The following is a 13,871-nucleotide window of genomic DNA, read 5'->3' on the forward strand; positions in this document are numbered from 1 at the left end:
ACTTACATAACTATGGAGAAGTAAATGAAATCAATGAGCATTAAGGTGTTTTTAGTCAGCACATTATCAATATTACCATTGCTGGCAAGTGCCGGAGAGATAGCGGCTAGCTCAGATACTTTAGAAGCACGTTCGTTAGTAAAATCGTTCGGCAGTGATTTAAAGCACGTATTAAAAACGTCTATGAAATCAGGTGGCCCTATAAAAGCATTAGCGCAGTGTAATATTCAAGCGGGTCCAATTGCCGAAAAGAATTCTTCTTCATCAGGTTGGGACATCGGCAGGACTTCATTGAAAGTTCGAAACGAAAAAAATACCCCTGATGAGTGGGAGATGAAAACGCTGCGTCAATTTGAACAACGTAAGGCTGCAGGCGAAAATTTAAAAACTATGGAATACGCTGAAACGGTAAAAGAAGGCGACAAATTAGTCTACCGCTATATGAAGCCAATACCTACTGCTGGCTTATGTGTAACTTGTCATGGGAGCGATGTGGCTGAAGAAATTACTACGAAGGTGAAATCCTTATATCCTAACGATCAGGCGACAGGATTTAAGGTTGGTGATATTCGAGGGGCTTTCACCTTACAAAAAATAATGAATTAATCATTTGTTTAAAATCAGATTATGCTCAGCAGTCCTTAGTGAGTATTAGAAGCTTAAAGGCGTTTCTAATACTCGCTGAGCACTAAATATAGAGTTTTTAACTAACGTACAAATAAGCCATTATTTCAATAAATACAGCATTGAAGTTTTTAATTTCATCGGTTTAACGGGTTTATTTAATAATAAAATTTCACTATCTTTGACTTCTTTTTTCAGCTGTTTACTGTAATTAGCGGTGATCATCATCACGGGTAATGGTTTATCTCGACTTTGGTTAATTTCTTTTGCTACATCGAAGCCATTTACGCCGTCATCCAGGTGATAATCGACGATTAATATATCAGCATGATCATGACTGATATCCACTTGTTGTTGCAAGTCCTCAAGGCTAGTGGCAGTTATTACCACACACTCCCAACCCTCTAAAAGTTGTGACATACCAGCACAAACACTTGCATCATTATCAATAAGCCAGATTTTACTTTTCGCTAACACTGGAGTATCCATAATATAATTAAGCGGGTCACTTGATTGAGGTAAATCACTTATCTTTCCAAGCGGTACTTTTACTGAAAACACCGAACCTTTACCTAAGGCAGAGTTAACATTAATGGGATGTTCGAGTACTTTAGAAATTTTATCGACTATGGCTAACCCTAAACCAAGGCCATTACGAAACGCCGTTTGAGAAGCTTTAAGACGTTTGAACTCTTTAAATATTTCTTTAATTTGGTCTTGAGCAATGCCAGTACCATTGTCCCATACTTCGATAGATACATGGTTACCTTGACGTCTACAGCCCAATAATACTTTACCGTTGTTGGTATATCTAAAGGCGTTTGATAGGAAATTACGCAGTATACGGGCAAGTAAAACACTGTCGCTGTTTACGACAACATCGCTGCTGACATAGTGCAATTCTACCTGAAATTGACCACTGATTTGTTGGTACTCACTCACAAGATTGTTGAGTAACTCTGACAATTTAAATGAGCTTTTATCAGCTTTAACCACACCAGCATCAAGTTTTGAAATATCAACCAATGTTGAGATTAAATTCTCTAGATCGTCTAATGAATTAGCGACTGAGTTAAGCTGATTTTTAGTCTTATCTTCTAAAGGACGCTCCATTAATGAACTGGTAAACAATTGCGCAGCATTTAACGGTTGTAATAAATCATGACTCACAGCGGCAAGAAATTTTGTTTTTGAAACGTTGGCAAACTCTGCTTCGCTTTTGGCTTTGACAAGATTGGATTGCGCCTGGCGTCGATCTTCTACTTCCACTTGCAGCTTGTCATTTAAATTTTGTAATTGAGAGGTTCGCTCTTGTACCCTAACTTCCAGTTGGTCATGAGCTTTTTGTAGGGCTAAGGCATTCTTTCTTCGTTCGGTGATATCACGAATGAGTACGAAAAATCCAAGGACATCGCCGTTAACATCACGATTAGGCACATAAGATTTTAATAAATAGCTCGATTCACCAAATTTATTTTTTTCATCAATGGTAAAACTAACACTTTCACCTTCCAAAGCGCGATCAACGTAACGTCTTATTTTAGTAAAGTTTGAATGGACACGACTTTGTTCTAACTCTAAGCCATTAAGGCCACCCTGTGGCCAACCATACCAGTCAACGTACACTTGATTGGTAAACTGATACTTTAGATCCTTACCGACATAAGCAATCATAGCGGGTACGTTATCCGTGATTAATCGTAACCAACTTTCACTTTTTCTTAAGGATTCCGCGTAACGATGACGTTCGGTAATATCGCTATAGGTCTTAATGGTTTTTCCGTTTTTAAGTCGGTGACTTTTTATTTCTAATACGGTTCCGTTAATCAATGTTTGGGTGTAAGAATAGTTATTGGTACTTGATTTTTGTGCTAAATCGAGTTCCGTTAAATGTTGCATATTATCAGTGGTGGGCGTTCCTCGTAACAGGTGAGGGGATAATTGACTGATCTGGGCAAAACGCGTATTCCATACTTCGATTTTGTTATGACTGCTGATCAACACAACACCTTGAGAAATGTTATCAATCAAGTTTTGTAGTAACAGCGACTTTTGCGCCATGCCTCTTTCATAACGGGCACTTTCGGCCGTTTTCACTGCGGTAATGTCGGTATAGAGCATTACCCAACCACCTTCGCTGGTTTGGTGTTCGTTTAATTGAAACCATCGACCATCTGATAATTGATATACCGGGCTGGCAAACGCATCACCTGGAGAAGCTCGTTGAATAATACCGCGGGTTTTCGCTAAATCTTTTAAATCTTTGAGATTGACGCCTTCTGTAATGGGTAAACCTGAGTCGAGCCAAAAATTGGCGAAGTTACTGTTTTGTAGAATAATTCGACCTTTACTGTCGAGTAAAACAAAGGCTTCTGAAATACTTTCTATTGCATCAATGAAACGTTGTTTGAACAGATTAGCTTGAGCATTTGCTTGTTTTAATGCGTGATTACTTCGCTCAAGTTTTGCCAGTGTTTCATTTAAGGTTTGCGTTTTTTCTCTTACTTGTTCAGCCAGGTGCACCGAATGTTCAAAGGCAGTATAAGGCGCATACTGATTTTCTCCGCTGTCTTCTACCCGTTGCATCAAAGCGTCGTTGATTTTCTTTAACTTGGTATTTTGCTTTTTTAATTCAGCTAACTCTTCTTCTAGGGATTGATCACTCATTAATACCTCCCGCGATGTAAACACCGGTAAAGGTTTGATTTAAATGGGTGCCATTAATGTGTTCACCATAGGTATTAAATCCAGCAATGTTGTACTTAGCATTTAATTTTTTTACTTTATTTTCTAAGCCTTTTTGTTCGATTTCTAAGCGTCTTAAAAAACAATCGCAAGCGAGTACTAATTCTGGTTTTCCGTAACGGTGTGAAATCTCATCTAACTTTTGAGTCACGGGATCAAATATGTCACCCATTTCTACCGCAGTGAGTACAATGCCAACATCTACAGCGCAGTAGAATGTGAGGCTTAAGTCAGCTTCATTCACTTTTTGAATGGAACGAATATAGTATTGACCGCCGACTTTTACGGCTAAAGGATTGAGCGAAAACACTTCAGGACTCAAATCCTTTAAATCCATATTTAATAACTTTGCATACTCAAGCGCAGCAGGTTCAGCATTTAATTCATAGACCGTTCTACTATCAGCATCTGCGCTTGTCACCACTAATTTTTCCGTCGGTAGTGCTATATGATGACAATTAAAAACCTCGAAAGATAACGTGGTGTTGACCATAATGACAATAGCGGCATTTTGATAAAAATTACCTTGATAATAGACATGGGTTTTCGCTAAGTTAATATCATCTCCAGCAGAGCCGCCAAAGTGTGGAATACCTCGGGTCGCAGAGTTTAGGGTAACCAGGAATTGTTCTTCGTTTGAGGAAAGCCCATCGAGTAAGGTAAGTAAAAAACTGTTGTTTTTAATTGCGGTTAAATCTCGTGATTGACAATCTTCTACTAACTCATTTATGGTTGATTGTGCATTGATCGTATCGAACTTTTCCATCGACTCGATAAGTTGGGCACTAATAGCAAAGTAGTCACTAGAAAAGCCTATGGCAACAATAGAATGTTGCTCGTACCCTTGCTGTGTTACTTCTCCTGCCGTAGTACAACCCACAATTTTAGTTTCTTTGAAGGTATCTTCCATCGTTTTTGCAAGTGTATCGAGCGCATAAGTTGAGGAGCAATAAAACAGCACAAAGCAGATATTGTCTTGATTAAGTTGTTGGTACAATTCCTGGCTTGCAAGGAAGGGATCAGTGGCATTACTGACCGCGGTAATTGTTTTAATTGTACTCATATAATTCCTATTGGCAGCCTAGGGGGTGCTGACCTTTCGCGGTTAAGTTTTGTTCGAGGTAAAAGCATTTTAATCACGGCGAGTAGTGTGTAGCCTAGTCATTCTACGCAAACATTACTCAACAAAGAATAAAACGCTTTTAGCCGAACCCTTCGGGCAGCGTTTGTTGGTCATTTTTACGGCGTTATCGTCTTTTTATGTAGATAAACTACATTACAAAGACTCTGCCTTGTATAAACACCAAACAAAAAGCTGCAAAAGTAATCTCAAAAGATCAGCAGCCCCTAATGCTACCTGATACATTTTTAAAATGAATGAAATATAGAATAACCATATTTACCCTAATTTGCATGTGCTAACTTTGCTATTAACACGCTAACTTATAAGTAATTTTCTACACATTGTCTGAAAAAATATTATTGAATACTCTTGATCGCATTACTTTCATTAAAGCTGATTTATAAAATCAGTATTGGGTGTTACGACGACCGCTTTTCTTTTTTTCGAATACTTATCTACGACACACTCATTTGGGTCTTTGATGGTAACTAAGCATTCCAAGCATTGAATACACTCACCATAGTCAATAGAACCGTCTTTATTGATGGCATCAATACCACACTTTTTATTACGGCATAGTTGACAAGGTGTACCACACTCTTGACGTCGTGTTAGCCATTTGAAAAGTGGGTATCGGCCAATAACCGCAAGTCCTGCACCTAACGGGCACAAATAACGACAGTAAACTTTGTGAATCTTTAGGCTAAGCGCAAGCAGTAATACGACATACAAGACAAACGGCCAATAACGCACGAAATTGAGCGTGATACTGGTTTTGAAGGGTTCAATTTCTGCGAGCTGCTCTGCAAGTGTGAGTGAATAAAATGAACTACCAACCAGTAAAACTAGCACCACATATTTTATTTTTTGTGCATTTTTATGGTGTTGAGGTTTTATTTTGATTTGTTTTATTTTGAGTTTACTCGCCACTAACGCGGCAAACTCTTGTAATGCACCAAAGGGACACAGCCAACCACAGAACAAACCTCTTCCCCAGAGGAAAAGGCTAATAAAGACAAATACCCATAAGATAAAAATTATCGGGTCAAGTAGGAATACATTGATATTAAAACCTTGCCAGATTGATAAGAACAAGGTGTAAATATTGACCACTGATAATTGGCCTTGCGCATAAAATCCTATAAAAGCAATGACAAAGATTAATGAGGCAAATCGAATTCTGTGAGTGGTTTTAGCATTTTTGGCGAGTGTTTCTTGTTTGATAAATACCCAAACCAAAAAGATAAGGTAAATGCTAAGTATAATGATATCAGTGCTACGACTTATCCAAATTTTCAACCACAAAGGCCTATTTTCTTCCAAGTTAATCTCGGGCTCTTTATGAATAAATAAACTGTCAGGTAAGGTGTTATTGATAGTAAAACTGTGTTGTTGCTTAGATAAAAACGATTTGTTGTAACTCAGCATTAACGATAAAGAAAATTCTTTGTTTAACTCAAAACCCGATTGAGACTTTATTCTAAACACCTTAATTTCATTGAAGTCAGGCACGGCGAGCGAAAATGACGGATCGTAGAAACTGTAAAAGTCGATATCTCGAATATCAACTGGCAGAGTCGCTTGTTGTGCACTTAAACGGTTAGGCACTGTTTGTGGGATAAAGTCTTCACTAACAAAATGATATTCACCGCCACTAAACATCATTAAGGCGTGTTCACCGGGTTTTAAACTCTCGAGCAAACGCTGGTATTCTTGTTCACCTAATAAATTTTTACCAATGATAGGAATATTGACGAAGGCAAAGTATAAGTCGATAAACTCATCTCCTTCTTCACTAATTTGGTTAATTTCATCGGCTAAATTTGTCGGTGATGTTTTGGTCATTGTGAGTGCTTGCTCACGGGTAAGCTGCCAATGTTTAATGAGATTTTTGTTAACGAGTTCTTCAAACGTAAGTGTTTGATAGTAGTCGGGGTTGATGCTGGTTTGTGATGGCGCCACAAAGCCGGATAATCTTTCACGTGCGACTTTAAGTGCTGAAGCGGTAATGGTGTCGTTGATTACTAGTACTGATATTGTTGCGCGTGTGACGCCGTCAATATAGGTTGCATCAAGAGACGTTTTAGCGCGAGCGTTAACAATAAATCGTTCCTTAATTGAATGCCCTTGATATTGTTTGATGAATTTAAACATAGGCTGTTCGCCTAAACCGTGCAAAAAAATCGGTTCATTGTGGGCGAGTATTTTTAAACCAGTAAAAACGCCTTGGGTATCAATACCGATTAACAGGTTAATTGTTTGACCAGAAAATCCAATGAAATTGACAAAATCATCTGATTCAAAAACATAACCCAGTAGTTCATTCAATTGATAAACAGGAGTTACGGCAATTTTTTTATCTATAGGGCCTACACGTGTGGCACTAGGAAAGAGTTGAGCTACTTCATCGGAGATTGCGGTGACATTGGCATGAGTGGTTGTATTAAGAGCAACAGAATAAAAGGAGGTTGTTAACATTAAAAGTAGGCTAAGGAGAAGCCATGTTTTTAGGTTTTTTAATTGTTTAAAAGGCATGTTAACACCTGAATAAATTGTCGTGAGCTGTATAAAAAAAATGAGTGTCGCTTACTTTATAAAGGGACACTCATTAACCTGGGACTTAAAAATTAAAATAGACGCTTAAAAGAAACCTAAAGGACTTGTGCTATAGCTTACTAATAAGTTCTTAGTTTGCTGATAATGATCAAGCATCATCTTGTGAGTTTCGCGACCAATACCTGATTTCTTATAACCACCAAAGGCAGCATGAGCAGGATATAAATGGTAACAGTTAGTCCACACTCGTCCTGATTCAATGCCACGACCCATGCGATGAGCAAGGTTAGCATCACGCGTCCAAACACCAGCACCTAAACCAAAAGCAGTATCGTTAGCTATTTGTAGGGCTTCTTCAGCATCTTTAAAGGTAGTAACAGAGATAACCGGTCCAAAAATTTCTTCTTGGAAAACTCGCATTGAGTTATTACCTTTCAAAATAGTTGGTTGGATGTAGTAACCCGTTTCAAGTGAACCTTCCAAGCTTTCAGCGCTACCGCCAGAAAGTACAACAGCACCTTCGTCTTTACCTATTTGTAGGTAACCTTGGATTTTATCATACTGTTCTTTAGACGCTTGTGCACCAACCATAGTGTTAACATCAAGTGGGTTACCACGAACGATATTTTTGGTTTTCTCAAGCACTTTTTCCATAAACACATCAAAAATATCTTCTTGTACTAGTGCACGAGAAGGACATGTACATACCTCACCTTGGTTAAAGAAACCTAAAGCAAAACCTTCAGCACATTTATCAAGGTAGTCATCTTCAAATTGAGTGATATCACTAAAGAAAATGTTTGGTGATTTACCACCAAGCTCTACTGTAGAAGGGATTAAGTTTTCAGCAGCACATTTCAATATATGTTGGCCAACAGGTGTTGAACCAGTAAAGGCAATTTTACCAATACGCGTACTAGTTGCTAGTGCTTCACCAGCTTCTTTACCGTAACCATTAACAATGTTTAAAACACCATCAGGTAATAAGTCAGCGATCAACTCCATAAATACAAGAATACTTGCAGGTGTTTGCTCAGCTGGTTTAAGAATAATACAGTTACCAGCAGCAAGTGCTGGAGCTAATTTCCATGCAGCCATTAGCATAGGAAAGTTCCACGGAATTATTTGACCAACAACACCGATAGGCTCATGGAAGTGATACGCAACAGTATCGTCATCTATTTGTGAAAGAGTGCCTTCTTGAGCACGGATACAACCAGCATAATAGCGGAAATGATCAACCGTTAATGGAATATCAGCGTTGAGTGTTTCACGTACTGGTTTACCATTATCCCAAGTTTCAGCTACTGCTATTAACTCAAGGTTTGCTTCAATACGGTCAGCAATTTTTAATAAAATGTTTGAACGATCTTGTACTGAGGTTTTTCCCCATGCCGTTTTTGCAGCATGAGCAGCATCAAGTGCTAACTCAATATCTTCAGCGCTTGAACGTGGTATTTCACAAATTGCTTCGCCGGTTACAGGGGTGGTATTGGTAAAATAATTTCCCTTTACTGGAGCAACCCATTTACCGCCGATAAAATTTTCATATTTAGGTTTAAAAGAAACGACAGAACCTTCACTGCCTGGGTTTGCATAGATCATATATCACCTCGTATCTAGACCAGCCAGAGTAAAACTCTTTTCCGTGGCCCTGTTTATATTTACTTTGATACTTATCAAATTGATAACTACCAAAGCGTTCTTTCATGTATCCATATTAGTAGCAGTACGGCAAGTACACTATTCTCCCTTTGCATAGAAAACATCATACTTTAGAATGAGTTGATTTAAATTCTGTTGAAGTGTTGTTTTAACCAATTGAAAGTATAGGTTTTTAAAACAAAAAAGGCTTTTGAATAAATTCAAAAGCCTTTTGATAAGATTGTTTACATTATTTAGGTAATTTAAACGTCCACACACTACCACCTTGGTTTAAGTGCTTGATACGCTTAGCAACATCACCGCCCCATAAAGGTACAGCGCCACCCCAACCAGATAAAACTGAAAGGTATTGTTCGCCATCCATTTCCCAGGTGATCGGTGAACCAACAATGCCTGATCCGGTATTAAACTTATATTTAACTTCACCCGTCTTAGCGTCAAGACCTAATAAGTATCCTTCAGGGTTACCGGTAAATACTAAGTTACCAGCAGTAGCCAATACGCCACCCCATAATGGAGCATAGTTATTATAGCGCCATACAACTTCACCTGTTTTAGGGTCGATTGCTTTTAATACACCAATATAGTCTTTATTAATCGCTTTTATAGTAAAGCCAGCACCTAGATAGGCAGCGCCTTTTTTATAAGCGGTCGGCTCATTCCAAATATCCATTTCCCATTCGTTAGATGGTACATAGAATAACTCAGTGTCTTGACTGTAAGCCATTGGCATCCAGTTTTTACCACCTAAGAAAGCAGGGGCGGCAACAACTGTGCTACCTTTATTACCATCTTTTGACTTGCTTGGATCCGTAGGTCTATTACTGTCGATATAAATAGGGCGACCGTTTTTATCAAGTCCTGAAGCCCATGTTTGTTTATCAACAAATGGGAAACCTCGAATGAAATCACCATTTTCACGATTAAGTACATAGAAGAAACCGTTTCTGTCAGCCGTTGCTGCAGCTTTAACGGTTTTACCATTTTGTTTATAGTCGAAAGAAATCAGCTCGTTAACACCATCAAAATCCCAACCATCATGTGGCGTGGTTTGGAAATGCCAAACAATTTTACCAGTATCAGGATCAATAGCTAAACGTGATGATGAGAAAAGGTTATCACCTGGACGTAAATGAGAGTTCCATGGTGCAGGGTTACCAGTACCAAAGAATAATAAATCAACATCGGCATCATAAGTACCGCCTAACCAAGGCGCCGCTCCGCCTGACTTCCAAAGTTCTGCTGGCCATGTTTGTCCTGGTTTGCCACCAGAAATACCATTATCAACTTTTTTGCCATTTTTCCAGATGTAGCCCATATGGCCTTCAACTGTTGGGCGTTCCCAAACTAGTTTGCCATTGGTAGCATCATAAGCTCTTACTTTACCTACTACACCAAATTCACCACCGGCAACACCTGTGATGACTTTACCTTTAACAATAATAGGAGCAGCTGTAATTGAATAACCGGCTTTATAATCTTCTACTTTCTTTTTCCAAACGACTTTACCTGTGTCTTTATGAAGCGCGACTAGTTTTGCATCAAGCGTAGCAAAAATAACTAGGTCGCCGTATAACGCGGCACCACGGTTGATAACATCACAACAAGGCATAATACCATCAGGTAATCTTGCATCATATTGCCAAAGTTCGTCACCAGTATGAACGTCTATAGCATACACACGAGAGTAGGAGCCAGTAATATACATGACGCCATCTTTGACCATAGGCTGAGATTCTTGACCACGCTGTTTTTCGCCGCCTAATGAGAATGACCACACTGGACGCATTTCTTTAACTGTGTCGATATTTATTTTATCAAGAGGGCTGTAACGTTGTCCTCTTAGACCAAGTCCATAGGACACAACATCATCAGTTGTCATTTGGTCATTGGCAATATCTTTATCGGTTACTTCAGCACTTGCTATGCCGGTTAACGCTAAAGAAACTGCCATGGATAATGACAATACCTTTGTTTTACATGTTGTTATCATTGTTATTTCCTCTCGGGTTGTAAATTTGGTTAAAGATATTCTTCTCTATTTACCCACGCTACCTGAAACACTAATATTCATGTAGTTTGGCTATACCTTCCTGCATAACGTCAATGAATTTACATGTCGTCTCGCGACATCAGTAAAACAATTAAGCAGGCTATAACGATATTAAAACGTCTCTATTTACTTCTCTATTACACGGCAGTAGCGTTTTTTTCATCATTTAGTATGATGAAAAAGGATGAGTTTGAACGCTGTTCATTACTACTCGCTATTTATCACTCACTGAGTACAGGTTAGGAGTTTGGTAAACAGCGTGGTGTTGATCAAATATTTTCTTCATTTGTCCTTGGCTTACCATAGCCTCGACAATATCAGCAATGGCGTAACCTAATTGGCGATAGTCACTCTTGACCGCCATGCCTATATCCCATTGTTGTTTACCTAACATTGGAAAAGCATTCGTTGCTAACTGATAAGTAGAAGAATCAAGCTGATGTTGGTAATGACTCACCTGACTGCGAAGTCCCATGACAGCATCAATTTTCTGTTCAGACATTGCTGAAATAGCTAAGGCTAATGAAGGGAACTGTTTGGTTTTATTGCGCATTCGACCATTGAAGACCGATAGAAGATAAAATTGTGGAATGGAGTCTACTTCGACACCAATGTCATGATATTGAAAGACGGCCATGGTGCTAACATCGTCGATTTTTTTAGCATTAAAAACGATTTTCCATGACTCGGTATGGTAGGGAGCGAACATGTGTACCTGTTCATGTACTCGTTCACCAATATCGTCACGCAGCTCAGAATATGCTTTATCGTAGGGAACTCTAAGCATTAAATCTGCAACACTGCGTTTAAGGAAATGTCCTTTCCATAAATTATTGCGTAAGTCATCCTCAACATTTTCATCAGCGGTTACCCACCTAAAATGAAGTGTTACGCCTAACTGTTTGGCAATATGTTTGGCGACTTCAATATCAATGCCCTTTGCTTCTCCGTTTTCTTGGTATGAAAACGGGATGAAATCGCTATAAACAGCAACGGTGATTTCATTGCTTTCAATAATATCATCATAAGATCGCGCAAAAGTTGTTGAGCAAAATAGACTACAACAACTTAACCACAAAAATAGATAATAAAATTTATTCTTCATCACTTACTGACTCTAACCAAGTACGAATAGACCATAGTGCTTCTTGATTTAAATGCTCTGTCATTTTCGGCATGTAAACAGCACCATTACGCACCGCGCCATTTTGTACACGATAAATAAACCACTCATCGCCATCAAAATCTGCTGGTAATTGACGTAAATCAGGAGCAATACCGCCAGATATTCCGCCTAAACCATGACAGCGAGCGCAATTTTGGTTATAGGCTGATGCTCCAACGCGTAAAATTTCTGTCATTACTTCGCCATCTTTTGTGCGGTAAGGGTTAGTGTCTTCCCATTCTTCGCCTAAGGTCGGTAATGTTGAGGTGTTTATTGCTTGTGGGGTCACAGGGCCGTGAGCCGCTACGCCAAATGAACATATTGATATGAATGCAATTAAATGGCTGCGGCCTAAGTTAAGTTTTATCATCGCTGTGTACCTTCTTTCACGTGAAAATTGTGGTGTTTAATTCTGATAGAACCATCTTAACGAGGTTAGGGCGCTTCAAGAATTGTACTTTAGCGCGGTTAAGCCTCATCCTTTAGTATGAATTTAAGGATAGAAAACTGCATAATTTATTTTATTTTGTTATATATCAATTCATTATGGTGTTTTATTGGAATACTTAGCTTTTTAACTTTATGAGATTTTTCTATATGCTTATAAAGATAGAAGTATTTTAAGAATGCATGAATGCATGAATCAGTGTGAAGTGGTTAGCTACACATCAGTTGAATGATAGTTATTGAATTTTATTAATTGGGGTTGCCATGTTTATTGTGACAAGAGTAAGGTTTAAAAAGTATCTAGTGAAAAGGATAGCTAGCTGCATAGGGCTCTTGTGTTTTTATTGTACTAATGCAATCTCAAGTACTGAGGCAATATCAAGTCCAATTACCCTTGATATCAGTTATGTGAAATTAGCGCAGCAACAAGCTCCTGGTGTATCTACTCTTTTTAAAAAGCCAGAAGATAGTGGTTATATGGGCGCTAAGCTTGCGATCAGTGACTCTAATACGACCGGAAAATTTTTACAGCAGCACTTTACGCTAAACTATTTTATAGCGACTAAAACAACGCAATTTTTAGATTATCTAGAGAAAGAATACCAACAGGGCCGACGCATTTTTATTCTTCAAGCGCCGTCAGCACAACTGGTTCAAGTAGATCACTGGGCCAAAAAAAAACCAGTGTTGCTGTTTAATGTTAGTGAATCTGCTGATGAACTTCGCAATAGCCAGTGTTTACCTTCCGTGTTTCATACCATACCCAGTAATGCAATGAAGTCTGATGCCCTTGCTCAGTGGTTACTTTATCGTAGGATGAATAAAGTATTATTAATACAAGGGAGTAAAGCCGAAGATATTCAGCTGGCCACTTCGTTTAAACGGGCGGCGAAACGTTTTGGTTTGAAAATTATAGATGAGAAACAGTGGGATTTTAATACCGATCTAAGACGTAGTGCACAACAAGAAATTCCTTTGTTCACTCAAACCGTACAAGATTATGATGTTGTTTATGTTGCTGACAAGTCAAAAGCGTTTGCTGAATTTTTACCCTTTAATACTTATTTACCTCGACCTGTTATAGGCTCGGCTGGTTTAGAAGCCTTGGCATGGCATAGTGCGATTGAGCAGTGGGGCGCTACTCAATTGCAAAATCGTTTTATAGAAATGGCTGATAGGAAAATGAACGAAGTAGACTTTGCCGGTTATCTTGCCGTGCGCAGTGTTGCTCAATCAGTGCACAAACTTCATTCAAACACCAGTGACAAGCTCATCGAATATATTAACTCGACGGATTTTGAATTGGCCGCGTACAAAGGGCGAAAGCTTAGTTTTCGTGCTTGGAGTCGACAATTAAGAATGCCGCTGGCCTTGGTTCATCCTCACGCTTTGGTATCGCAGTCACCACAGCCAGGCATGCTTCATCCCATAACCGAACTTGATACCCTTGGTTTTGATGCACAAGAATCTCAATGCGAATTATCACGGTAAAT

Annotated in this window: 9 protein-coding genes; 2 read left to right on the top strand and 7 right to left on the bottom strand. The window is 38.9% G+C overall.

The genetic code is table 11. The annotated features are described in order from the left end of the window. Positions 1 to 24: 24 nt before the first annotated feature. Positions 25 to 606: a Tll0287-like domain-containing protein gene (locus CPS_RS08335; protein ID WP_011042705.1), complete on the top strand. Its 582-nt coding sequence runs from the start codon at positions 25 to 27 to the stop codon at positions 604 to 606. 120 nt (positions 607 to 726) lie between these two features. Here the strand turns inward: CPS_RS08335 and CPS_RS08340 are convergent, their stop codons facing one another. From CPS_RS08340 to pedF, 7 genes are all read right to left on the bottom strand, one after another. After that, positions 727 to 3,291, bottom strand: a complete 2,565-nt coding sequence (locus CPS_RS08340) for a PAS domain-containing hybrid sensor histidine kinase/response regulator (protein WP_011042706.1) — start codon at positions 3,289 to 3,291, stop codon at positions 727 to 729. Beyond that, complete coding sequence (gene nosP / locus CPS_RS08345; protein WP_011042707.1) at positions 3,284 to 4,432, bottom strand: nitric oxide-sensing protein NosP; 1,149 nt, start codon at positions 4,430 to 4,432, stop codon at positions 3,284 to 3,286. The genes CPS_RS08340 and nosP overlap by 8 nt, the downstream gene beginning before the upstream one ends. A gap of 447 nt (positions 4,433 to 4,879) precedes the next feature. After that, positions 4,880 to 7,027, bottom strand: a complete 2,148-nt coding sequence (locus CPS_RS08350) for a 4Fe-4S binding protein (protein WP_011042708.1) — start codon at positions 7,025 to 7,027, stop codon at positions 4,880 to 4,882. A 105-nt stretch (positions 7,028 to 7,132) separates the two neighbouring features. Then, the gene (locus CPS_RS08355) at positions 7,133 to 8,653 is read right to left on the bottom strand and encodes an acetaldehyde dehydrogenase ExaC (RefSeq protein WP_011042709.1); all 1,521 of its coding nucleotides are present in this window, start codon (positions 8,651 to 8,653) and stop codon (positions 7,133 to 7,135) included. 289 nt (positions 8,654 to 8,942) lie between these two features. Beyond that, the gene (locus CPS_RS08360) at positions 8,943 to 10,706 is read right to left on the bottom strand and encodes a PQQ-dependent methanol/ethanol family dehydrogenase (RefSeq protein WP_011042711.1); all 1,764 of its coding nucleotides are present in this window, start codon (positions 10,704 to 10,706) and stop codon (positions 8,943 to 8,945) included. 274 nt (positions 10,707 to 10,980) lie between these two features. Continuing rightward, positions 10,981 to 11,871, bottom strand: a complete 891-nt coding sequence (locus CPS_RS08365) for a substrate-binding periplasmic protein (RefSeq protein ID WP_011042713.1) — start codon at positions 11,869 to 11,871, stop codon at positions 10,981 to 10,983. Continuing rightward, the gene (gene pedF / locus CPS_RS08370; protein WP_011042714.1) at positions 11,861 to 12,301 is read right to left on the bottom strand and encodes a cytochrome c-550 PedF; all 441 of its coding nucleotides are present in this window, start codon (positions 12,299 to 12,301) and stop codon (positions 11,861 to 11,863) included. The genes CPS_RS08365 and pedF overlap by 11 nt, the downstream gene beginning before the upstream one ends. Positions 12,302 to 12,642: 341 nt before the next feature. On the opposite strand from pedF, the gene CPS_RS08375 reads away from it, so the two are divergent. After that, positions 12,643 to 13,869 carry an ABC transporter substrate-binding protein gene (locus tag CPS_RS08375; RefSeq protein WP_011042715.1) on the top strand — a complete coding sequence of 409 codons (1,227 nt, stop codon included), beginning with the start codon at positions 12,643 to 12,645 and terminating at the stop codon, positions 13,867 to 13,869. The last annotated feature ends 2 nt before the right edge of the window (positions 13,870 to 13,871 follow it).

Origin of the sequence: Colwellia psychrerythraea 34H, from assembly GCF_000012325.1 — a bacterium.
Taxonomy (GTDB): domain Bacteria; phylum Pseudomonadota; class Gammaproteobacteria; order Enterobacterales; family Alteromonadaceae; genus Colwellia; species Colwellia psychrerythraea_A.

What these genes read in the sequence shown, in the direction of transcription:
- CPS_RS08335 (WP_011042705.1), top strand. Translation starts at nt 25, where the DNA reads ATGAAATCAATGAGCATTAAGGTGTTTTTAGTCAGCACATTATCAATA.
- CPS_RS08340 (WP_011042706.1), bottom strand. Translation starts at nt 3,291, where the DNA reads ATGAGTGATCAATCCCTAGAAGAAGAGTTAGCTGAATTAAAAAAGCAA.
- nosP (WP_011042707.1), bottom strand. Translation starts at nt 4,432, where the DNA reads ATGAGTACAATTAAAACAATTACCGCGGTCAGTAATGCCACTGATCCC.
- CPS_RS08350 (WP_011042708.1), bottom strand. Translation starts at nt 7,027, where the DNA reads ATGCCTTTTAAACAATTAAAAAACCTAAAAACATGGCTTCTCCTTAGC.
- CPS_RS08355 (WP_011042709.1), bottom strand. Translation starts at nt 8,653, where the DNA reads ATGATCTATGCAAACCCAGGCAGTGAAGGTTCTGTCGTTTCTTTTAAA.
- CPS_RS08360 (WP_011042711.1), bottom strand. Translation starts at nt 10,706, where the DNA reads ATGATAACAACATGTAAAACAAAGGTATTGTCATTATCCATGGCAGTT.
- CPS_RS08365 (WP_011042713.1), bottom strand. Translation starts at nt 11,871, where the DNA reads ATGAAGAATAAATTTTATTATCTATTTTTGTGGTTAAGTTGTTGTAGT.
- pedF (WP_011042714.1), bottom strand. Translation starts at nt 12,301, where the DNA reads ATGATAAAACTTAACTTAGGCCGCAGCCATTTAATTGCATTCATATCA.
- CPS_RS08375 (WP_011042715.1), top strand. Translation starts at nt 12,643, where the DNA reads ATGTTTATTGTGACAAGAGTAAGGTTTAAAAAGTATCTAGTGAAAAGG.